Consider the following 20,781-nt stretch of genomic DNA (forward strand, 5'->3'; position numbering starts at 1 on the left):
GGGGGGTAAGCATGTCTCGCGTTGCTAAGAACCCCGTCAAGCTGCCGGCGGGTGTAGAAGTGAAACTGGCCGGTCAGCAGCTTTCGATCAAGGGTGCCAAAGGCTCCCTCGAATTGTATGTTCATCCGTCTGTCGAGGTCGTTCAGGATTCCAGCGAGCTACGCTTCGCAGCGAGGAATGGTGACCAGCAAAACAAGGCGATGGCGGGTACTACTCGTGCACTCGTCAATAATATGGTTGTCGGCGTGAGCCAGGGCTTCGAGCGGAAGCTGCAGTTGGTCGGTGTTGGTTATAAAGCTCAAGCCAAGGGCCAGATCCTTTCGCTGGCATTAGGTTTTTCTCATCCGGTCGATTATCAGCTTCCTCAAGGAATTACCGCGGAAACTCCTAGCCAGACGGATATCCTTATCAAGGGTATCGATAAGCAGTTGGTTGGTCAGGTTGCGGCTGAAATCCGTGATTTCCGTCGTCCTGAACCTTATAAGGGTAAGGGTGTGCGCTATTCCGACGAAGTCGTTCGTCGTAAAGAAGCCAAGAAAAAGTAGGGCATAGCAATGAGCGTAAAGAAAGAAACCCGTCTGCGCCGTGCTCGCAAGACACGCCTGAAAATGCGCGATTTGGAGATCGTACGCCTTTGTGTGTATCGCTCTTCTCAGCACATATACGCCCAGGTTATCTCAGCCGATGGGGGCAAAATCTTGGCTTCAGCCTCTACGTTGGACAAAGAGCTGCGTGGCACTGCCACCGGCAACGTCGATGCAGCCAAAAAAGTTGGTCAACTTGTAGCTGAGCGCGCCAAAACAGCAGGTGTTACTCAAGTTGCTTTTGATCGTTCTGGCTTCAAGTACCACGGTCGTGTGAAAGCACTGGCCGATGCTGCTCGTGAAGGCGGGCTGGAGTTCTAAGTTATGGCAAACAATGAGCAAAAGCGCGACGAGGGCTACGTAGAGAAGCTGGTCCAGGTCAATCGTGTGGCTAAAACAGTAAAAGGTGGCAGGATTTTTACTTTTACTGCTCTGACTGTTGTCGGCGATGGTAAAGGACGAGTTGGCTTCGGTCGTGGAAAGTCTCGCGAAGTACCTGCCGCGATTCAGAAGGCTATGGAAGCCGCCCGCCGCAATATGATTCAGGTAGAACTGAACGGCACTACTTTGCAGTATCCGGTTCGCTCCAACCATGGCGCATCCAAGATTTTCATGCAGCCTGCTTCCGAAGGTACGGGAGTCATTGCTGGTGGCGCCATGCGCGCCATTCTGGAAGTTGCTGGTGTTCAGAACGTTCTCGCCAAGTGCTATGGCTCTACCAATCCAGTGAACGTGGTCAATGCCACTTTCAAAGGTTTGAAGGCTATGCAGTCGCCTGAGTCGGTTGCTGCCAAGCGTGGCAAAAGTGTCGAGGAGATTCTTTAACCATGGCTGCTGCAACTGTCAAAATTACCTTGATCAAGAGCCTTAATGGACGTATTGCCGGCCATAAGGCTTGCGTGAAAGGCTTGGGTCTGCGTCGTATTGGTCATACTGTTGAAGTTCAGGATACGCCTGAAAATCGCGGCATGATCAATAAGGCAAGCTATCTGCTGCGTGTGGAGGATTGACTCATGCAACTGAATGATCTCCGTTCGGCACCTGGTGCGCGTCGTGAGAAATTGCGCCCTGGTCGTGGAATCGGTAGCGGTCTGGGCAAGACTGGTGGGCGTGGCCACAAAGGTCAGACCTCACGCTCTGGTGGCACGATTGCTCCCGGATTCGAAGGTGGCCAACAGCCATTGCATCGTCGTTTGCCTAAGTTCGGTTTTGTTTCTCTCAAGGCCATGGATCGTGCTGAAGTTCGCACTTCTGAATTGGCTAAAGTAAGTGGCGATGTTGTCACCTTACAAGCCTTGAAAGACTCGAATGTGATCGGGCAGAACATACGTCGGGTCAAGGTCATGTTGTCAGGGGAAGTTGGTCGTGCTCTGACTTTGAAAGGCATTGCTGCTACCAAAGGCGCTCGCTCAGCGATCGAAGCAGCTGGTGGCAAGCTCGAGGACTAAATGGCTAAGCAAGGTGCTCTCTCCGCGCTAACCAATGGCGGCTTGTCCGAGCTTTGGGCGCGTCTGCGATTTCTATTCTTGGCAATAATTGTCTACAGAATAGGTGCTCATATTCCTGTTCCGGGCATCAACCCAGATCGGTTGGCGCAGCTGTTCCAGCAGAACGAGGGAACCATTCTTAGCCTGTTCAACATGTTTTCTGGTGGTGCGCTTGAACGCATGAGTATTTTTGCATTGGGGATCATGCCGTATATTTCGGCATCGATCATCATGCAGCTTATGACTGTTGTGAGTCCGCAACTGGAACAGTTGAAAAAAGAAGGTGAGTCCGGTCGCCGCAAGATCAGCCAATACACGCGCTATGGCGCGCTTCTGCTGGCAATTGTTCAGGCAATCGGTATGTCGGTGGGGCTGGCAGGGCAAAGCGTAGCTTTTATTTCCGATTTCAGTTTTCATTTCGTGGCTGTCAGTACCTTCGTTGCGGGTGCGATGTTCATGATGTGGCTGGGAGAGCAAATTACTGAGCGAGGTATTGGCAACGGTATCTCCATGCTCATTTTTGCTGGAATTGTTGCTGGGCTTCCTGCTGCACTGGGGCAATCATTCGAGTCTGCCCGCCAAGGTGATATCAATATCGTCGCCTTGCTAGGGGTAGGATTGCTGGCTGTTGCCATCATTGGCTTTGTAGTGTTCATTGAGCGAGGCCAACGTCGGATCGCTGTGCACTATGCTAAGCGCCAGCAAGGCCGCAAAGTCTTTGCTGCGCAGACCAGTCACCTCCCATTGAAAGTGAATATGGCTGGTGTGATCCCAGCGATCTTTGCCAGTAGTTTGCTACTTTTTCCCGCTTCTCTCGGACAGTGGTTCGGGCAATCGGAAGGAATGAGTTGGCTGGCTGATATCTCTCAAGCGATTGCACCTGGCCAGCCGTTGAATATTCTGCTGTTCAGTGCCGGAATTGTTTTCTTCTGCTTCTTTTATACTGCTTTGATGTTCAATCCAAAAGACGTTGCAGAAAATCTGAAAAAATCAGGAGCGTTTATTCCTGGTATTCGTCCCGGTGAGCAATCGGCACGTTATATCGATGGAGTTCTGACGCGTCTGACCATGTTTGGTGCCTTATACATGACGGCAGTTTGTTTGCTGCCTCAATTTCTGGTCGTAGCGGCAAATGTGCCGTTTTATCTCGGTGGGACTTCGTTGCTGATCGTAGTGGTGGTCGTGATGGACTTTATGTCTCAAGTTCAGTCACACCTCGTTTCTCAACAGTACGAGTCTTTGATGAAGAAAGCCAATCTGAAAAACTACGGCGGCAACATGCTTCGCTGAAGTTTGTAAGGTTCGAGGAGTTGATATGAAAGTTCGTGCATCAGTTAAAAGGCTGTGCCGTAACTGCAAGATCATTCGCCGTGATGGCGTAGTTCGAGTGATCTGCAGTGCAGAACCACGCCATAAGCAGCGCCAAGGCTGATTGCGTCTTGATCCCGGCAGCTAGTGTGCTGTCGGGCTAATCGTTTTTACAGCGTCAAGATCTACCCTTTTCTTGGCTTCCGAGGGCTGGATCGCTGTCATTTGGAGTTTCACTGAATGGCCCGTATTGCAGGCGTCAATATTCCAGATAACAAACATACTGTTATCTCGCTGACCTATATCTATGGGGTCGGCCGTAACACGGCACAAAAGATCTGTGCTGCCGTTGGAGTCAATCCGGCAGCGAAGATCAAGGATCTTTCCGATGATCAGATCGAGCAGCTGCGTGGCGAAGTCGCCAAGCTGACTACCGAAGGTGATTTGCGCCGCGAAATCAATATGAAGATCAAGCGACTGATGGACCTGGGTTGCTACCGGGGTTTGCGCCATCGTCGAGGTCTTCCGGTTCGCGGTCAGCGTACCAAAACCAATGCTCGTACCCGTAAGGGCCCACGCAAGCCGATCCGCAAATAATCGCTTTAGCGAATCGACAGGATACTGATCATGGCAAAACCCGCTGCTCGTCCTCGTAAGAAAGTAAAAAAGACGGTAGTTGATGGCATCGCTCATATTCATGCCTCTTTCAACAATACCATCGTAACTATCACTGATCGTCAGGGTAATGCTCTTGCCTGGGCTACTTCCGGTGGATCCGGTTTTCGTGGCTCCCGCAAAAGTACGCCATTTGCTGCCCAGGTAGCAGCCGAGCGTGCTGGTCAAGCTGCTCTGGAATACGGTTTGAAGAACCTGGATGTCAATGTGAAGGGACCAGGACCTGGTCGTGAATCAGCCGTACGTGCGCTCAATGCCTGCGGTTACAAGATAGCCAGTATTACCGATGTGACGCCGATTCCGCACAACGGTTGCCGTCCGCCCAAGAAGCGTCGTGTGTAACAGGAGACAGTAGAAGATGGCTCGTTATATTGGTCCTAAATGCAAACTGTCTCGTCGTGAAGGTACTGACCTCTTCCTGAAGAGTGGTGCGCGCGCGCTTGAATCCAAGTGCAACATCGAAACGCCTCCAGGCGTTCATGGTCAGCGCCGTGGTCGTCTGTCCGACTACGGTACCCAGTTGCGCGAGAAGCAGAAGGTTCGTCGTATCTATGGCGTACTTGAGCGCCAGTTCAATGGCTACTACAAGTTGGCTGCCAGCCGTAAAGGAGCTACTGGTGAGAATCTGCTCCAGTTGCTTGAGTGCCGCCTGGACAACGTTGTCTATCGGATGGGCTTTGGCTCCACACGTGCGGAATCCCGCCAGCTTGTTTCCCATAAAGCCATTACGATAAATGGCAAAGTAGTGAACGTTCCCTCTTATCAGGTCAAGGTCGGTGATGTAGTCGCTATTCGCGAGAAAAGCCGGAATCAGCTTCGTATCACCCAGGCGCTTGAGCTTTGCGCTCAACGTGGTCGCGTCGAGTGGGTCGATGTTGATGCCGACAAAAAGTCTGGCGTCTTCAAAAGCGTGCCGGCTCGCAGTGATTTGTCCGCCGACATTAACGAAAACCTGATTGTCGAGCTCTACTCCAAGTAAGAGCTAGAAAATAGGTGTATCCATGCAGAGTTCGGTAAATGAGTTTCTGACCCCTCGCCATATCGATGTGCAGGTGGTGAGTCCAACCCGGGCTAAAATCACTCTCGAGCCTCTCGAGCGTGGTTTTGGTCATACCTTGGGTAATGCGTTGCGTCGTATTCTTCTATCTTCCATGCCCGGTTGTGCTGTGGTCGAGGCCGAGATCGACGGTGTGCTTCATGAGTACAGCGCAATTGAAGGCGTGCAGGAAGATGTGATCGAGATCCTGCTCAACCTCAAAGGGCTTGCGATCAAGCTACATGGACGTGATGAGGTAACCCTGAGCCTGCAGAAGAAGGGCCCAGGGACGGTGACTGCTGCCGATATCCAGCTGGATCATGACGTTGAAATTGTCAATGGCGATCATTTGATTGCTAATCTGGCGAATAGCGGCTTGCTGAATATGAAGCTGAAAGTGGCTCGTGGCCGTGGTTATGAACCTGCAGATGCTCGTCAGAATGACGAGGATGAAAGCCGGAGCATTGGTCGCTTGCAGCTCGATGCCACGTTCAGTCCGGTTCGGCGTGTCGCCTATGTTGTCGAAAATGCTCGTGTCGAGCAGCGTACCAACCTGGATAAGCTGGTTATCGACTTGGAAACTAACGGTACCCTGGACCCGGAAGAGGCTATTCGCCGTGCTGCCACGATTTTGCAGCAGCAATTGGCCGCCTTCGTCGATCTCAAAGGGGATAGTGAGCCAGTTGTCGTCGAGCAGGAGGATGAAATCGATCCGATTCTTCTTCGTCCGGTCGATGATCTGGAGCTAACCGTTCGTTCGGCCAACTGCTTGAAAGCAGAGAATATCTATTACATCGGTGATCTGATTCAGCGTACCGAGGTGGAGCTGTTGAAAACTCCGAACCTGGGTAAAAAGTCCCTGACCGAAATCAAGGACGTGCTGGCTTCTCGTGGTTTGTCGTTGGGTATGCGTCTCGACAACTGGCCGCCAGCAAGTCTCAAGAAGGACGATAAGGCTACCGCCTGATCTCCCTAACCACCGAACTCGCTTGTTTGGTAAGGAATCCATTATGCGTCATCGTAAAAGTGGCCGTCATCTGAGCCGCACTAGCGCACACCGCAAAGCCATGTTCCAGAATATGGCGGTTTCTCTGTTTGAACATGAGCTGATCAAGACTACTTTGCCGAAGGCAAAGGAGCTTCGTCGGGTTGCCGAGCCGCTCATTACTTTGGCTAAAGAAGATAGCGTTGCCAACCGTCGTCTTGCTTTTGACCGTACCCGTTCTAAAACGGCTGTAGGCAAGCTGTTCAACGACCTTGGCAAGCGCTATGCCAATCGTCAAGGCGGCTACCTGCGTATCCTGAAGTGTGGTTTCAGGGCTGGTGACAATGCTCCGATGGCTTATGTTGAGCTGGTTGATCGCCCATTGGCTGGTGATGTTCAGGCTGCCGACTAAGCTGTCATGCTAGTGGATTGTGTTTATACATAATCCTTCTGGCTCTGCTGGATAGCGAAAGCCCCGACTTATTCGGGGCTTTCGCTTTTATGCTGTAGGTTCTTGCTGCTTTCAATCTTTATTTATTTGATCTCGTTCCAAGAGCGGCTTCAAGAACTGCCCCGTATATGAATGTGTGATTGCCGCGATCTCTTCGGGCGTTCCGTTTGCAATGATTCGACCGCCACGAGAGCCGCCTTCTGGACCGAGGTCGACCAGCCAGTCAGCCGTCTTTATCACGTCGAGATTATGTTCGATGACGACTATGGTATTGCCGTGATCGCGCAAACGATGCAGGACATCCAGCAATTGCTGGATGTCGGCAAAGTGCAGCCCGGTAGTTGGTTCATCCAGGATGTAGAGAGTCTTACCAGTATCACGTTTGGACAGTTCGCGGGAAAGTTTTACCCGCTGTGCTTCTCCGCCTGATAGCGTGGTGGCGCTCTGACCAAGGCGAATATAGGCCAGCCCAACATCAATCAATGTCTGTAATTTACGAGAGACTGCCGGTACGGCGTCGAAAAAGTCTCGAGCCTCTTCGATTGTCATTTCCAACACTTGGTGGATATTTTTGCCTTTATATTTAATGTCGAGTGTTTCCCGATTGTAGCGCTTGCCCTTGCATACATCGCAAGGTACGTAAATATCTGGCAGGAAGTGCATTTCTACCTTGATTACGCCATCGCCCTGGCAAGCTTCACAGCGTCCGCCCTTGACATTGAAGGAAAATCTACCTGGTCCATAACCACGTGAACGAGCCTCGGGTACGCCGGCAAAAAGCTCGCGTATAGGCGTAAACAGTCCTGTATAGGTCGCTGGATTGGAGCGAGGTGTGCGGCCGATGGGGCTTTGATCAATATCCACGACCTTGTCCAGGTGTTCCAACCCGGCGAAGGATTTATAGGGCGAGCTTTCCAGGGTGCTGGCACCATTCAGGGCTGTTGCCACGATTGGAAACAGGGTGTTGTTTATCAGGGTGGATTTACCTGAGCCGGAAACACCGGTGATGCAGGTAAGCAAGCCGATAGGAATTTCCAGATCGACGTTCTGCAGATTATTACCTTTGGCGCCTTTCAGGCGGAGCGCTTTCTGCTTGTCCCTTGACGTACGCTGTTGCCGATAGTGAATCTTTTCTTGGCCTGACAGATATTTACCGGTCAAGGATGCCGGATTGGCCATGACTTCCTGAGGAGTTCCTTCCGCCACGACCTGCCCGCCGTGTACACCGGCGCCTGGCCCGATATCGACGACGTAATCGGCTAAACGTATGGCATCTTCATCATGCTCGACAACGATGACGGTGTTGCCCAGATTACGCAGATGGGTGAGTGTGGCCAGTAGACGTTCATTGTCGCGTTGATGCAGACCGATCGATGGCTCATCGAGGATATACATAACGCCCACTAGCCCGGCCCCGATCTGGCTGGCCAGGCGTATCCGCTGGGCTTCTCCGCCGGAAAGAGTATCAGCGCTGCGGTCGAGCGTCAGATAGTCCAGGCCCACATTGACCAGGAATTGCAGGCGTTCACGAATCTCCTTGAGAATCTTGTCAGCGATTTCCCCGCGTCTCCCGCTCAGCGACAACGTTGCGAAGTAACCACAGGCTTCACCCACGGGCAAGGCAGTAACCGCCGGTAGTGTCTTGTCGCCGACCCAGACATGGCGTGCCTCGCGGCGTAAGCGGGTACCATGGCATTCTGGGCAGGACTGGCTGCTCAGGTATTTGGCCAACTCCTCTCGCACACTCTGCGATTCGGTTTCCCGGTAGCGTCGTTCGAGATTCGGGATGATGCCTTCGAAGGGATGTGAGCGCTTGACGATATCGCCCCGGTCATTGAGATAGCGAAATTCGATGCTGTCGCGTCCGCTCCCGTAAAGAATGGCCTTCTGCAGACTTTCGTCGAGTTTGCCAAAGGGCTCATCGAGACTGAATTTGTAATGTGCAGCTAAAGAGCCAAGCATCTGGAAGTAATAGGTATTGCGTTTATCCCAGCCGCGAATCGCGCCATCGGACAATGCCCGCTCGCCATTGACCAGACGCTTGGTATCGAAGAACTGGCGAACTCCTAGCCCATCGCAGCTAGGACAAGCTCCGGCCGGGTTATTGAAGGAGAACAGCTTGGGTTCAAGTTCGCTGATGGAGTGGCCGCAGATCGGGCAGGCAAAACGTGCAGAAAAAATCAGCTCGTCGCTTTTTTCGTCTTCCATCGATGCGACTAGTGCAATTCCATCGGCGAGCCTCAACGCCGTTTCGAACGACTCGGCCAGACGCTGCTGAAGATCGTTGCGTACTTTGAAGCGATCGACTACGACATCGATCGAATGCTTCTTCTGTTTTTCCAGTTTGGGTAACTCATCCAGTTCATAAAGCTGTCCGTCAATGCGAGCACGCACGAACCCTTGGGCACGTAACTCCTCGAAAACAGCAAGATGTTCGCCCTTGCGTTCTCGTATCACTGGAGCCAGCAGCATCAGCTTGTGTCCTTGCGACAGGGCCAGGACCTGATCCACCATCTGGCTGACCGTTTGTGCTTCCAGCGGGATATCGTGATCCGGACAGCGTGGTGTGCCGACGCGGGCGTAGAGCAGGCGCAGGTAATCGTAGATTTCCGTGATCGTGCCGACGGTCGAGCGTGGGTTGTGCGACGTGGATTTCTGCTCGATGGATATCGCTGGAGACAGGCCTTCGATGGTATCGACGTCGGGCTTTTCCATCATCGACAAAAACTGTCTGGCGTAGGCAGAAAGCGATTCGACATAGCGCCGCTGCCCCTCCGCGTATAGGGTATCGAAAGCCAGGGAGGATTTTCCGGAGCCGGAGAGGCCGGTGATTACGATCAGCTTGTCGCGGGGAAGGGTCAGGTCGATATTCTTGAGGTTGTGAGTACGAGCCCCACGAATCAATATCTTATCCAAAGTGGCCTCGCATCGCGGCAGAAACGATCAAGTATACGGCTGAGGGGCAAGATAGCGTAATGGTGTGCGTCTGTGCCGCGTTTGGGTGGGCTGTTAGAATCGATTTCAGTCAATTGATGCGAGACTTTTATGCTGGATCCGAATGCAGAGCGCATGAATGCGACGGAAGCCCGCGCGGCTGGTGGCCTGGCGTTAGTATTCGCTTTTCGAATGCTGGGCATGTTCATGGTATTGCCGGTTCTGGCAACTTATGGACTGGAGTTGGATGACGCTACGCCGGCGCTGATCGGTCTGGCGATCGGTGCCTATGGTCTGACCCAGGCAATACTGCAAATTCCGCTCGGTATCATCTCGGACCGTATCGGGCGTCTTCCCGTCATTTACCTCGGATTGTTGGTCTTTGCCGCGGGAGCGGCACTGGCGGCCTCATCCGATTCCATCTGGGGCGTTATTGCTGGGCGAGTAATCCAGGGCGCCGGAGCGATTTCGGCTGCAGTCATGGCGCTGCTTTCCGATCTGACCCGCGAGCAGCATCGAACCAAGGCCATGGCCATGATTGGCATGAGCATCGGGTTATCGTTTGCCGTCGCCATGATCATTGGCCCGCTACTGACCCATGCGTTCGGTTTGTCCGGCCTGTTCTGGGTAACGACGATCATGGCCTTGCTCGGCATGCTGATCGTGGCGGCAATGCCCAAGGCCAGTTCTCAAAGGCAGCACCGTGAGTCGGTCGTCGCCAGACAGGCTCTGGTCGCTACGTTGCGCCATGCTGATCTGCTGCGCCTCGACTTCAGCATCCTGGTGCTGCACGCGGTTCTCATGGCCAGCTTTGTCGTTCTGCCCTTGGCTCTGGTGGAGCCGGGTGGGTTGCCGAAGGAGCATCATTGGTGGGTGTACCTGGGGGCTCTGCTCATCGGTTTCTGCGGGATGATTCCATTCATCGTTTATGGTGAAAAGAAGCGACAGATGAGGCGGGTACTGCTTGGAGCAGTTGGCCTTTTGCTCTTCTGTGAGGTTTTCTTCTGGTTGCTGGGAAACAGCCTGTGGGCGCTAGTGCTGGGGATGGTGCTGTTTTTCACAGCATTCAACCTGTTGGAGGCTTCTTTGCCTTCGCTGATCAGCAAGGTTGCTCCTGCTGGGGGAAAAGGAACGGCAATGGGGGTCTATTCAACCAGCCAGTTCCTTGGCGCAGCGCTGGGCGGAATCTTTGGCGGCTGGTTGTTCCAGCAGGGCGGCGCTACGTGGGTTTTCGCGGGCTGCGCCGTGCTTTGCGCGCTCTGGCTGATGGTTGTCATCGGCATGAACGAGCCGCCTTATGTCACTAGCTTGCGGCTGCCGCTGGCGAAGGCTGCATTGCAGGATAAGGGGTTGGCCGAAAGGCTGTTGGCGCTACCCGGAGTCACGGATGTAGTCGTGGCTTCTGAAGAAGAAGCCATCTACTTGAAGATAGATACCTTGGTAATCGACCGCAACGAGTTGGAGCGTCTAGTATCGACTGGCGCGGTTGCTTGAGGTGAGTTGATCTGGAATATCCTGGTCAGCCGGCAACTGAATACGCAGGTAGTTCCAGGCTGGCCAGGTACAATCAGAACGAGAGCGATGAGCGAAGCAGGCGACGATAAGATAAGGCTGGACAAATGGCTCTGGGCCGCCCGTTTTTATAAAACCCGGGCACAGGCCAAGGCAGCGATCGAAGGTGGCAAGGTGCATTGTCGGGGAGAGCGTTGCAAGCCATCCCGTGAGCCCAAGGTTGGTGATGAATTAGTGATTCGTACTAGCTTCGATGAGCGGACTGTGCAGATTCTCTCTTTATCGGCAGTACGCCGAGGGGCTCCCGAGGCGCAAATGCTCTATCGGGAAACGGCCAATAGCATCGAGCGCCGTGAACAGGCAGCGGCACTGCGCAAGGCCGGCAGCTTCGGCTTGAGCACCGATGGCCGGCCAAGCAAGAAGCAGCGGCGGCAGCTCAGCCAGTTTCGCGATAATCATGAATAGTGCTACAGGACTCAATAGCTATACGAGTCAGATTGACTCGCTTAGGGGACAGTAATCGCACCACGCAGCCGCTTGAAAATGAAATGGGGCACCGAAGGTCTTCGGCAGCTTTCTATGGATCGTCGTTAAGGCGATTACCACCTGAACTTAAGCCAGCCTGCGCCGCGATTTTCTGCTTCATCCTGCTTTTACGTTAGAATGAAGCTCTTTTTTCGCTTGGCAACACTCGAATCCTGTCGCTTCCCGTACTTCCACTTGCCGACTCCAATCCAACCGAGGAGCTACGCCATGTCCGATTTTATCCGGCGCTTTATCTTCGATGATACTGATGTTCGTGGTGAATGCGTCTCGCTTGGTGCCAGCTATGGTCATGTACTGGCCAAGCACCCTTATCCTGAGCCGGTCGGACAACTATTGGGCGAATTGCTTGCTGCCGCGGCGCTATTGGCCGGCACGCTCAAGTTCGATGGCCTGCTGGTACTACAGGTACGCTCCGTCGGTGCGGTGCCCCTGCTCATGGTGGAGTGCTCGAGCAAACGTGAAGTACGAGGAATTGCCCGCTACGATGCCAACCAGATTGCGGCCGGTGCATCTCTGCGCGAGTTGATGCCCGAAGGAGTTCTGACTGTGACGGTCGATCCGCACGAGGGGCAACGCTATCAGGGTATTGTCGCTCTCAATGGCACTACGTTGGCCGAATGCTTGACCGATTATTTCGCCACTTCAGAGCAATTGCCTACCCGTTTCTGGCTAAATGCCGATGGTCGCCGTGCCTGCGGTTTTCTCTTGCAGCAGTTACCGGCGCAACTCATCAAGGATCCCGATGCGCGCGAAATCGACTGGCAGCACTTGACTACACTGGCCGATACTCTGACTGCCGAAGAATTGCTAGGGCTCGATACCCAGACCCTGCTGCATCGCCTGTACCATGAAGAGCAGGTCCGCCTGTTGGAACCCCGTACGCTACGTTTCGATTGCAGTTGCTCTCGTGAGCGCTCGGCCAATGCCTTGAGCAGTCTCGGCCGTGATGATGCCGAAGCGTTGCTGGAGGAACAGGATGGACAGGTTGTGATCGATTGCCAGTTCTGCAATCAACGCTATGAATTCGATGCGGCAGATATTGCGCAGTTGTTTGCAGGTGGTGGTAGCGGGGCGCCTTCGCAAACCAGGCATTAAACAGTGTGAAGCAGCGGTCTCTTTCCGAGCTCGGCTGGCGCCTGATCTTGTGCGAAGCAATGCAATGATACAGTCGCCTAGTGTCAGCCGATTGGCACTACATATTGTTCTGTCGCGCCGGAACCTTTTCCCTTACAGTACGCTCGTACGCCAGTACGCCGGTTTTGTTGGCCTGTATCCGGCGTACCTTTTTCCGATATGGCCGGGCACACCATGTCTTGTCATGACCTGTTTTGGAAGGAATCGGCCAGAAGCCGACGGGGATTCTCATGATACAACCCACTAATGCCGTGTACACCGACATCAGCACTGCTCAACTGATTGAAGAAGCCATCCGGCGAGGTGAAGGCGAGCTGGCTGCAAACGGCTCGCTCGTAGTGAAAACCGGCCATCGTACCGGGCGCTCCCCAGCGGACCGTTTCATTGTCGAAGAGCTCAGCACCCAGCACAAAATCGCCTGGGGAGGTATCAACCGTCCGTTTCCGGCAGATCGATTCGCCTCTCTCTGGGAGCGCGTAGAAGGCTATCTGGCCGAGCGTGAGCAGTTCATTTCACATGTCCATGTAGGCGCTGCTCCCGAATACTACTTGCCGATCAAGATGTGCACCGAAACCGCCTGGCATAATCTGTTCGGTCGCTGCTTGTTCATCAACCCGGACAAGTTCAACCCTTCCGGCAAAAGTGAGTGGCGTATCCTGAATGTCCCGTCCTTCGAGTGCGTGCCTGAGCGTGACGGTACCCACTCCGATGGTTGCGTGATCATCAACTTCGTCGAGAGAAAAGTCTTGATCGCGGGCATGCGCTATGCCGGTGAAATGAAGAAAGCCATGTTTTCCGTGCAGAACTTCCTGCTGCCGGAGGCCGATGTGCTGCCGATGCACTGTGCCGCCAATATGGGCGAAGAGGGCGACGTGACCCTGTTCTTTGGTCTGTCCGGTACGGGCAAGACGACGTTGTCCGCTGATGAAAGCCGTTACCTGATTGGTGATGACGAACATGGCTGGGGTGTCGGTTCGGTCTTCAACATTGAGGGCGGCTGCTATGCCAAGTGCATCGATCTGTCCGAGAAGAACGAACCGGTGATCTGGAAAGCCATCCAGTTCGGCGCCGTGTTGGAAAACGTAGTGCTCGATCCGCGCACTCGCCAGCCTGATTATGCCGATGCCTCATTGACGCAGAACAGCCGCGCTGCCTACCCACGCGAGTTGATCGTCAAGCGTGTACCGGAAAACCGTGCTGGCGAGCCGAACGCTGTAATCTTTCTGACGTGCGATCTTACCGGTGCGCTACCTCCGGTTTCGATCCTGAACAACGAGCAGGCTGCCTATCATTTTCTGTCCGGCTACACTGCTTTGGTCGGCTCCACCGAGATGGGGTCGGGCAGCGGTATCAAGTCTACTTTCTCCACCTGCTTCGGTGCTCCGTTCTTTCCGCGCCCGGCCGGTGAGTACGCCGATCTGTTGATCCGGCGTATCAATGGTTTTGGCTCCACTGTCTATCTGGTCAATACCGGTTGGACCGGTGGTGGCTATGGAGTCGGCAAGCGCTTTAGCATTCCTGCGACTCGTGCGGTGATTGCGGCCATCCAGAATAACGAATTGATCGATGTACAGACCGAGCGCCTGCCGATCATCAATCTGGATGTGCCAAAGGCCGTGCCGGGGCTGGATACCCGCTTGCTCAATCCACGCAATACCTGGGCAGACAAAAGCGCCTACGATGAAGCTGCTCGTGGTCTAGCCAAGCAATTTATCGAGAACTTCAAGAAATTCGATGTTTCTGCGGCCATTCGCGATGCTGGTCCGCAACTATGAAGCTGAAGTTATAGAGGCCGATCATCAATCAAGCAGGGAAGCTTCTGGGAAGCTCCCAAATCAGCGAAAACCCCGATTCGAATCGGGGTTTTTCCTTTGTGCGGATCGCTTTCCCGGATAGAAAAGAACCCCGCCAGGTTGGTGGGGTTTTCTGGATTCAATGATGTCTATGCCAGTTGCGGTATTTGTAATGGCCTCTGGCTGCAGGGTGATGATCACGATCATCGTCACGATAGCGACGTTTCTTGTGATCGTCATCGTCATCTTTTGAGTAGGCATTGGCCAATCCGCCACCCGCGCCGCCGCCCAGCGCCGAACCGATCAGGCCGCCAGTGCTGCCGCCGATGTTTTGCCCCAGCACATTGCCGCCTGCGGCGCCTAGCCCGCCACCGATGGCTGCTTCGGCGCGGCTATTGCGGCTTGCTCCTACCGCGCTGCCAGCGGCACCGCCTACGCCGGCGCCGATGGCTGCACCTGTAGAACCGCCCAGGTGCTCTCCTACCAGAGTGCCCAAACCACCGCCTAGAGCGCCGCCTACGGCTGCTTCGGTGGTGCCTCGGGCCATGGTCTGGCCAGTTAGGGCCAGGCCGAAAATCAACAGCAGCGCAGATGAATACTTCATGAGGGAGTTCCTTTCAAGGTTACGCCTTTGCTGGTTATCTTGCCGTGCTCGCAAGAGACTGGAACAAACGGCGAAATATCTCTTCGATTATTTGGTTTTGTCAGTGAACCTGTATCGAAGCCTTATGTCGGACATCCAGTGATGTCTCGAGTTCCTTGCAAGGGATGGCATATAGATGTTGTAAGGCCATCTTTTCGAACTCTTTACATTCGAAACCGGCAGTCAGCCAAGCTGGATATGCAGTGCCTGGTGTACATACTGAATGAAGGTATCGACGTTGAATGGCTTGCCGAGCAATTCCATGCCAGGTTCCAGAAAGCCACTGCTAGCGGCCTGTGCGGCATAGCCGGTCATGAACAGTACACGCAGGCCGGGGCGCTGCTGGCGACCCAATTCTGCGAGCTGGCGCCCGTTAATACCTGGCAGGCCTACATCCGTGATCATTAGATCGATACGGGCCGCTGATTCCAGCAGAGCCAGGCCAGCATTGCCTTCCGCTGCCTCCAACACGTGGTAGCCCAGGCTTTGCAATACTTCAATAACCAGCATGCGTACTGCTGGGTCATCTTCGACCACCAGGATGTTTTCATTCTGGCGAACCTGGATGGAAGTGCGTATCGGCTCGTTGCTTTGCTCGGGCGATATATTGCCTTCATGAACGGGCAGGTAGAGGCTGATTTCGGTACCAACTCCGCTTTTACTTTCGAGTTGCACATGACCACCTGATTGACGCATGAAGCCATAGATCATCGATAGTCCGAGGCCGGTACCCTGGCCAATGGGCTTGGTGGTGAAAAAAGGCTCGAAGGCACTGGCGAGTACTTTGGACGACATGCCGCAACCCGTATCGCTGATGCTCAATACGACGTAATTTCCTGGTGGTAGCTCGCCTACTTGACGATTGCATGTCAGCTCGACGTTGCGGGTGGCGATATGCAGGGTACCGCCTTCCGGCATGGCATCGCGGGCATTGATAACCAGATTGAGCAGAGCGCTTTCCAGTTGGTTTTCGTCGCTGTTGACGGCCCATGCTTTACTTTGCAGCTCGATGACGATCCGGATATGGGCACCCAGGGTTCGAACCAGCAATTCATGCATGGATTCGATCAGTTGGTTCAGGTTCACTCGCCTGAGATCCAGTGGTTGGCGGCGGGAAAAGGCTAGCAGCCGATGGGTCAGGGCGGCAGCCCGGTTGGCTGAGATGATCGCAGCTTCGATGAAACGCTGGGTGTTGTCGTGCCGGCCAGTACGGATGTAGTGCTGGATCAGGTCCAGGCTGCCGATTATGCCCGTCAGCATGTTGTTGAAATCGTGTGCGATACCGCCAGTAAGTTGGCCGACTGCTTCCATTTTCTGTGATTGGCGCAGGGCTTCCTGAGCCTGTTCGCGCTTGGCCATTTCCGTCAACAAGCGCTCGTATTCTTCGGCCAGTGCGCTGGTGCGTTCCTGGATTCGGCTTTCCAGCGTCTCGTTCAATTCACGCAGTTCGGCTTCACGTTTGCGCAGCGCTTCCTCGCTTTCCTGTTGGCGGGTGATGTCCATGATCGCGCCGGGAAAGCGCAGGGGTTTGCCATATTTGTCGTAATGACAGCGACCCCGGGCAAAGGCCCAACGCTGTTCGCCATCGGGGAGATTAATGCGATACCGCTCGGCAAACGTACCGCTATGCTGGATGGACTGGTCGAGAGCCTGCTGGATGCGCTCGCGGTCGATAGGATGCACATGTTCGATGAAACCATGCCGGCTGAACCCCTGAGTGGCCTGCGACAGTTCGGACAAGGTGAGGTCGAGTGGGTTGATATCAGGCAAAGTCCGTTCCACGCGCAGATCCCAATCCCAGATGCCCAGCAGATCACTGGCTTCCAGCGCCAGTTGCAAACGCTGCTCGCTCAAGCGATGACTGTGCGCGCTGAGCCTGTAATGGAACGCGACTTGGCTCAGGCGGGCATCGTTGAGCATTTGCTCGGTGGTATCCCGTATGCACAGCAGTACTCCTGCGATATTGCCATCCTGAGCGATCGGGCTGAAGGTCAGATCGAGCCAGGTTTCTTTGGCCAAGCCCTGGCCGACAATATGCAGATGCACACCATGTAGCTGGATGGCCTGGCCTCGTCGAGCGGTTGCCCAGGCATCGGCAATCAGGGACCAATCTTGCTTCCATGAGGCCGTTGCCGAATTGCCAAGCGCTGCTGGGTGCTGGTCGCCGATCAGGTGGGCATAAGCGTCGTTGTACAGCTGCAGGGCTTGCTCTCCCCACATGATGCACATGGGCAGCGGAGTTTCGAGAAACGTATCGAGCAACTGGCATAGCGGTGCTGGCCAGTTTGCCGGCAGGCCCAGTGCATGGCCATTCCAGTCGAAGCGGCGAATTCTGTCAGCCATCTGGCTGTTGCTGCATGGCCACAACGAGGATAAGCACGCGGTCACCGAATCATCTCTTCCTTTTTTTTGCATCATGATGTTGGTCGATGAATTTCCGGTATTCCCGTTATGAAGCCCGTTATAAAGAATAGTAGTTGCTTCAGGCCAGGCTGCGTATCAGATCCAGATAGTCCGCAACAGCAATAAATTCTTCGGTGTTGCGTTGCCCTTGCCGGCTGTCCGGTTCGCGGATCGCCATAAGATGGGCAACACCGAAGTGGCGGGCGCTACGTAATATCGGCAGGCTGTCGTCGATGAAGAGGCTGTTCGCGGGGTCGAAACCAAAATCCTGCTGCAGGGCGTGCCAGAATTGTTGATCTTCCTTGGGGAAACCGTACTCATGGGCACTGATGATACGCTCGAACCACGGCGTGAGTTCGATACGTTCGAGCTTGAGCGACAGAGAGTCAGGGTGCGCATTGGTGACCAAGGCTACCCGTTTACCGGCCAGACGCAGAGCGGCAAGAAAATCGTCGGCTCCGGAGCGCAGGGCGATCAGGTGGGCGATTTCGCGTTTCATTTCGCGGATCGGTAGCTCTAGTTCGCGGGTCCAGTAGTCCAGGCAGTACCAACTGAGCCGGCCGCGTTGTGCATCGAACAGCGGTAATAATTCCAGTTTGGCCATCGCCAGGCTGATGCCATGACATTGAGCGTAACGCTGGGGGAGATATTCCAGCCAGAAATGGTTGTCGAAATGTAGATCCAGCAACGTACCGTCCATGTCCAGGAGTACGGTATCGATGGCGGGCCAGGGTAAAAGATCAGTCATGGCGGGCTCGTCTGGCATATGGCTTGGCAGATTCGACGCCCGATAATGATAAGGAGTTGCTGCGAGTAGGGCGCTGGCCGCGATGTTAAGCAGCCTGCAGCGGTTGTGCAAAGTCAGGATATGATAACCCTTCGTTTTTGCAGGAGTGCCGGCATGCGTCAAAAACCTACCGTGCTCGCCCGTGAGATTGTCGCGTCCAGTCGGCTGTTCCGCGTGGAAGAAATGCAGCTCAGATTCGCCAACGGTGTAGAGCGCACCTATGAACGCCTGGTTGGCAAGGGGGTCGGTTATGGAGCGGTGATGATCGTCGCGCTCGAGGATGCCGAGCATGCCTTGCTGGTCGAAGAGTATTGCGGCGGGACGGAAACCTACGAGCTTTCGCTGCCCAAGGGGTTGATCGAACCGGGCGAGGATGTGTTGGTGGCTGCCAATCGGGAGCTCAAGGAGGAGGCCGGCTTTGGTGCCCGGTATCTCGAATATCTGGGTGAGCTATCCCTGTCACCAGGTTACATGAATCAGAAGATCCAGGTAGTAATGGCCTGCGACCTGTATCCCGAACGCCTGCCGGGCGACGAACCCGAACCGCTGCGCCTGGACCGGGTCAATCTGCATGAGTTGGCTGCCCTTATGCAGAATCCGCTGTTCAGCGAAGGACGTGCGCTGGCTGCCCTGTACTTGGCCCGTGATCTACTGATGCAGCGAGGAGAATTCCACCCATGAGTCATCCCTATCTCGCAGCGGTCGTCGAACTGGTCGGACTGGCCGGGCGAGCCATCCTGCCGTATTGGCGCAGTGAGCTCGCTGTGATCGAAAAAGCCGATGCGTCACCAGTGACCGCGGCGGATCTGGCCGCACACCGGTTGCTGAGCGATGGCTTGAGTCGGCTGGATGCTGCTATTCCGGTACTGTCCGAAGAGGATTGCGATTTTTCGCTGGCGGAGCGTTCCGGCTGGACACGCTGGTGGCTGGTCGATCCGCTGGACGGAACCAAGGAATTCATCGCCGGCACCGAAGAATTTACCGTCAACGTAGCGTTGATCGAGCAGGGCAGAGTGGTGTTCGGCGTGGTCGGCATACCGGCCGATGGCCGCTGCTATTATGGTGGGGCAGGGTTTGGCTGCTGGTGCCAGGCAGCATCGGGGAACGTGCATCCTCTGAGTGTGCGCCAGCGCCTTGCGGATGCTTTCACGCTGGTGGCCAGCCGGCGTCATTCCAGCCCTGCGCAAGAGCACCTGCTGGCCGGGTTGCGGCAGGCGTTCGGCGAGCTGGCGCTGGTGACTATCGGCAGTTCGCTGAAGTTCTGCCTGGTTGCCGAAGGTTCTGCCGACTGCTATCCGCGCCTGGCTCCGACCTCCCAGTGGGATACTGCCGCAGCCCAGGGCGTTCTGGAGGGGGCGGGTGGCGCGGTGCTCGACACCAGTGGCAGGTCGCTTTCCTACGAGGCGCGAGACAGTTATCTCAATCCTGATTTCCTGGCCTTGCCGAACGGCGTGCAATGGCAGACCGGGCTGATCGCACTGGCCCAGCGTGCCGTTTTGCTGCGCTGATTCCTACTGCTTGCAGTTTACTCATTTATGCAGCACATACTGCCCGCTGAAACGCACGGCTTCCCGACCATCGTCCAGCAGTATTCGCGTTTCCAGGGTCAGTCGGGCACGGCCGTGGCGGCGATAGGTTTTCTCGAAGCGCTCCCAGGTACCTTGCGGCGGTGCATTGCAGACGGCGGTGACATTGGCGAGCGCGGGCAGCGGGTATTCGATGCTGCTTTCCTGAATGACGATATGCCCATCCTCGATTCCAGCGTCCCGCTGGCGCAGTAGCAGCCAGCCCCAACCGGCCAGTACAGCTGCGCTGTAGAGGCTGCCGCCGAATATGCTGCCGGTGTGGTTGGTATTGCCTTGCAGTGGCAGCATCAGTCGCAGTTCATGATCTACCCATCGTGCGACTCGCAGCCCCATGGCGCGAGTCAGCGGAATTTCCCGATGTAGTGTGGCTTCGAGGTCTTGTTCGGGGGTCGTCATCCACTGTTCTCCTTGGCGTGTTCCGTAGTCACTCTCCAGAGTGGCTGATCGGCACATCCTGCCTCAACTTATCTTCGGTCGATAGGCGCAGTGTCCCGGTCGCGGGCCGATAGCCGGGTGGTTGCGGCATGTATCCGGACGCTGGCCGTAGATACGGCACCACCGCGTTTGCCTCTCCAGGTAGATGCAGTCGCCGTTGGCCAGGCGCGTCAGGGTGAACTGTTCGTGCTTGTGGCTGAAATGCTCGACAAGACCAGCCTTCATCAGGCGCCTGGCAATGAGTTTGAGCGGCTCGCCGCGCTCGAAAGGGTCGACCAGCTCCATGCGGATCAGGTCATCCAGGCGAACTTCCACCGGCAGGGTACAGCAGGTGGCCTGGCAGTCCCGGCACAGTCCGTTGCGATAGCGAACCCAGGTTTCCAGGCGATCCGGGTCGGCAGGCGCGAGCAGGTGATTCTTCATCGGCAGTCGTTGGTCTTTCGAGGCGGTAGATCATAGCCGCTGGGCGCAGAATTTCCAGG

At 55.1% G+C, this 20,781-nt stretch carries 24 protein-coding genes; 18 read left to right on the forward strand and 6 right to left on the reverse strand.

Going from position 1 to position 20,781, the window contains the following annotated elements:
- The first annotated feature begins 11 nt into the window (after positions 1 to 11).
- From rplF to rplQ, 12 genes are all read left to right on the forward strand, one after another.
- Positions 12 to 545, forward strand: a complete 534-nt coding sequence (gene rplF, locus FHR87_RS06095) for a 50S ribosomal protein L6 (RefSeq protein ID WP_183165824.1) — start codon at positions 12 to 14, stop codon at positions 543 to 545.
- 9 nt (positions 546 to 554) lie between these two features.
- Entirely contained in the window at positions 555 to 905 is a 351-nt protein-coding gene (gene rplR, locus FHR87_RS06100) for a 50S ribosomal protein L18 (protein WP_183165825.1), read from the forward strand.
- Between the two features lie 3 nt (positions 906 to 908).
- Complete coding sequence (rpsE, locus tag FHR87_RS06105) at positions 909 to 1,409, forward strand: 30S ribosomal protein S5 (protein ID WP_183165826.1); 501 nt, start codon at positions 909 to 911, stop codon at positions 1,407 to 1,409.
- A 2-nt stretch (positions 1,410 to 1,411) separates the two neighbouring features.
- Positions 1,412 to 1,594 carry a 50S ribosomal protein L30 gene (gene rpmD, locus FHR87_RS06110; RefSeq protein ID WP_183165827.1) on the forward strand — a complete coding sequence of 61 codons (183 nt, stop codon included), beginning with the start codon at positions 1,412 to 1,414 and terminating at the stop codon, positions 1,592 to 1,594.
- A 3-nt stretch (positions 1,595 to 1,597) separates the two neighbouring features.
- The gene (gene rplO, locus FHR87_RS06115; protein ID WP_183165828.1) at positions 1,598 to 2,032 is read left to right on the forward strand and encodes a 50S ribosomal protein L15; all 435 of its coding nucleotides are present in this window, start codon (positions 1,598 to 1,600) and stop codon (positions 2,030 to 2,032) included.
- A complete protein-coding gene (gene secY, locus FHR87_RS06120) occupies positions 2,033 to 3,361 on the forward strand; it encodes a preprotein translocase subunit SecY (protein WP_183165829.1) in 1,329 nt (442 codons plus the stop codon). It abuts the gene before it with no gap.
- 25 nt (positions 3,362 to 3,386) lie between these two features.
- Positions 3,387 to 3,503, forward strand: a complete 117-nt coding sequence (gene rpmJ, locus FHR87_RS06125; protein ID WP_008570596.1) for a 50S ribosomal protein L36 — start codon at positions 3,387 to 3,389, stop codon at positions 3,501 to 3,503.
- 116 nt (positions 3,504 to 3,619) lie between these two features.
- The gene (rpsM, locus tag FHR87_RS06130) at positions 3,620 to 3,976 is read left to right on the forward strand and encodes a 30S ribosomal protein S13 (protein WP_183165830.1); all 357 of its coding nucleotides are present in this window, start codon (positions 3,620 to 3,622) and stop codon (positions 3,974 to 3,976) included.
- A gap of 30 nt (positions 3,977 to 4,006) precedes the next feature.
- Positions 4,007 to 4,396: a 30S ribosomal protein S11 gene (gene rpsK, locus FHR87_RS06135; protein ID WP_183165831.1), complete on the forward strand. Its 390-nt coding sequence runs from the start codon at positions 4,007 to 4,009 to the stop codon at positions 4,394 to 4,396.
- Positions 4,397 to 4,412: 16 nt separating this feature from the next.
- Positions 4,413 to 5,033, forward strand: coding sequence for a 30S ribosomal protein S4 (gene rpsD / locus FHR87_RS06140; RefSeq protein WP_183165832.1), 621 nt, complete (start codon positions 4,413 to 4,415; stop codon positions 5,031 to 5,033).
- 22 nt (positions 5,034 to 5,055) lie between these two features.
- On the forward strand, positions 5,056 to 6,057 hold the full coding sequence (locus FHR87_RS06145) for a DNA-directed RNA polymerase subunit alpha (protein ID WP_183165833.1): 1,002 nt from the start codon (positions 5,056 to 5,058) through the stop codon (positions 6,055 to 6,057).
- A 43-nt stretch (positions 6,058 to 6,100) separates the two neighbouring features.
- Positions 6,101 to 6,487, forward strand: coding sequence for a 50S ribosomal protein L17 (gene rplQ / locus FHR87_RS06150; protein ID WP_183165834.1), 387 nt, complete (start codon positions 6,101 to 6,103; stop codon positions 6,485 to 6,487).
- 111 nt (positions 6,488 to 6,598) lie between these two features.
- On the opposite strand, the gene uvrA is transcribed toward rplQ, so the two are convergent.
- The gene (gene uvrA, locus FHR87_RS06155) at positions 6,599 to 9,442 is read right to left on the reverse strand and encodes an excinuclease ABC subunit UvrA (RefSeq protein ID WP_183165835.1); all 2,844 of its coding nucleotides are present in this window, start codon (positions 9,440 to 9,442) and stop codon (positions 6,599 to 6,601) included.
- Positions 9,443 to 9,571: 129 nt separating this feature from the next.
- Here uvrA and FHR87_RS06160 point away from each other — a divergent pair, with 129 nt between their 5' ends.
- The 4 genes from FHR87_RS06160 (at position 9,572) to FHR87_RS06175 (ending at position 14,427) form a co-directional block, all read left to right on the forward strand.
- Positions 9,572 to 10,954, forward strand: a complete 1,383-nt coding sequence (locus tag FHR87_RS06160) for an MFS transporter (RefSeq protein ID WP_183165836.1) — start codon at positions 9,572 to 9,574, stop codon at positions 10,952 to 10,954.
- Positions 10,955 to 11,041: 87 nt separating this feature from the next.
- On the forward strand, positions 11,042 to 11,437 hold the full coding sequence (locus tag FHR87_RS06165) for an RNA-binding S4 domain-containing protein (RefSeq protein WP_183165837.1): 396 nt from the start codon (positions 11,042 to 11,044) through the stop codon (positions 11,435 to 11,437).
- Between the two features lie 288 nt (positions 11,438 to 11,725).
- The gene (hslO, locus tag FHR87_RS06170; protein ID WP_183165838.1) at positions 11,726 to 12,613 is read left to right on the forward strand and encodes an Hsp33 family molecular chaperone HslO; all 888 of its coding nucleotides are present in this window, start codon (positions 11,726 to 11,728) and stop codon (positions 12,611 to 12,613) included.
- Between the two features lie 269 nt (positions 12,614 to 12,882).
- A complete protein-coding gene (locus FHR87_RS06175; RefSeq protein ID WP_183165839.1) occupies positions 12,883 to 14,427 on the forward strand; it encodes a phosphoenolpyruvate carboxykinase in 1,545 nt (514 codons plus the stop codon).
- Between the two features lie 157 nt (positions 14,428 to 14,584).
- Here the strand turns inward: FHR87_RS06175 and FHR87_RS06180 are convergent, their stop codons facing one another.
- From FHR87_RS06180 to yrfG, 3 genes are all read right to left on the reverse strand, one after another.
- Entirely contained in the window at positions 14,585 to 15,049 is a 465-nt protein-coding gene (locus tag FHR87_RS06180; protein ID WP_183165840.1) for a hypothetical protein, read from the reverse strand.
- Between the two features lie 222 nt (positions 15,050 to 15,271).
- A complete protein-coding gene (locus tag FHR87_RS06185; RefSeq protein ID WP_183165841.1) occupies positions 15,272 to 17,431 on the reverse strand; it encodes an ATP-binding protein in 2,160 nt (719 codons plus the stop codon).
- 139 nt (positions 17,432 to 17,570) lie between these two features.
- Positions 17,571 to 18,239, reverse strand: coding sequence for a GMP/IMP nucleotidase (gene yrfG, locus FHR87_RS06190; RefSeq protein ID WP_183165842.1), 669 nt, complete (start codon positions 18,237 to 18,239; stop codon positions 17,571 to 17,573).
- A 153-nt stretch (positions 18,240 to 18,392) separates the two neighbouring features.
- Between yrfG and nudE the strand changes: the two genes are divergently transcribed.
- Positions 18,393 to 18,959 carry an ADP compounds hydrolase NudE gene (gene nudE / locus FHR87_RS06195; RefSeq protein WP_183165843.1) on the forward strand — a complete coding sequence of 189 codons (567 nt, stop codon included), beginning with the start codon at positions 18,393 to 18,395 and terminating at the stop codon, positions 18,957 to 18,959.
- Positions 18,956 to 19,786, forward strand: coding sequence for a 3'(2'),5'-bisphosphate nucleotidase CysQ (gene cysQ / locus FHR87_RS06200; protein WP_183165844.1), 831 nt, complete (start codon positions 18,956 to 18,958; stop codon positions 19,784 to 19,786). The genes nudE and cysQ overlap by 4 nt, the downstream gene beginning before the upstream one ends.
- A 21-nt stretch (positions 19,787 to 19,807) precedes the next feature.
- Here cysQ and FHR87_RS06205 read toward each other — a convergent pair whose 3' ends face one another.
- Both FHR87_RS06205 and FHR87_RS06210 read right to left on the reverse strand, forming a co-directional pair.
- Positions 19,808 to 20,260 (reverse strand): YiiD C-terminal domain-containing protein, encoded by a 453-nt coding sequence (locus FHR87_RS06205; protein ID WP_183165845.1) that lies wholly within the window; start codon positions 20,258 to 20,260, stop codon positions 19,808 to 19,810.
- A 63-nt stretch (positions 20,261 to 20,323) separates the two neighbouring features.
- Positions 20,324 to 20,722: a YkgJ family cysteine cluster protein gene (locus FHR87_RS06210; protein WP_183165846.1), complete on the reverse strand. Its 399-nt coding sequence runs from the start codon at positions 20,720 to 20,722 to the stop codon at positions 20,324 to 20,326.
- Positions 20,723 to 20,781: the final 59 nt, after the last annotated feature.

The organism is Azomonas macrocytogenes (assembly GCF_014191985.1).
In the GTDB taxonomy this organism is placed as follows: Bacteria; Pseudomonadota; Gammaproteobacteria; order Pseudomonadales; family Pseudomonadaceae; genus Azomonas; species Azomonas macrocytogenes.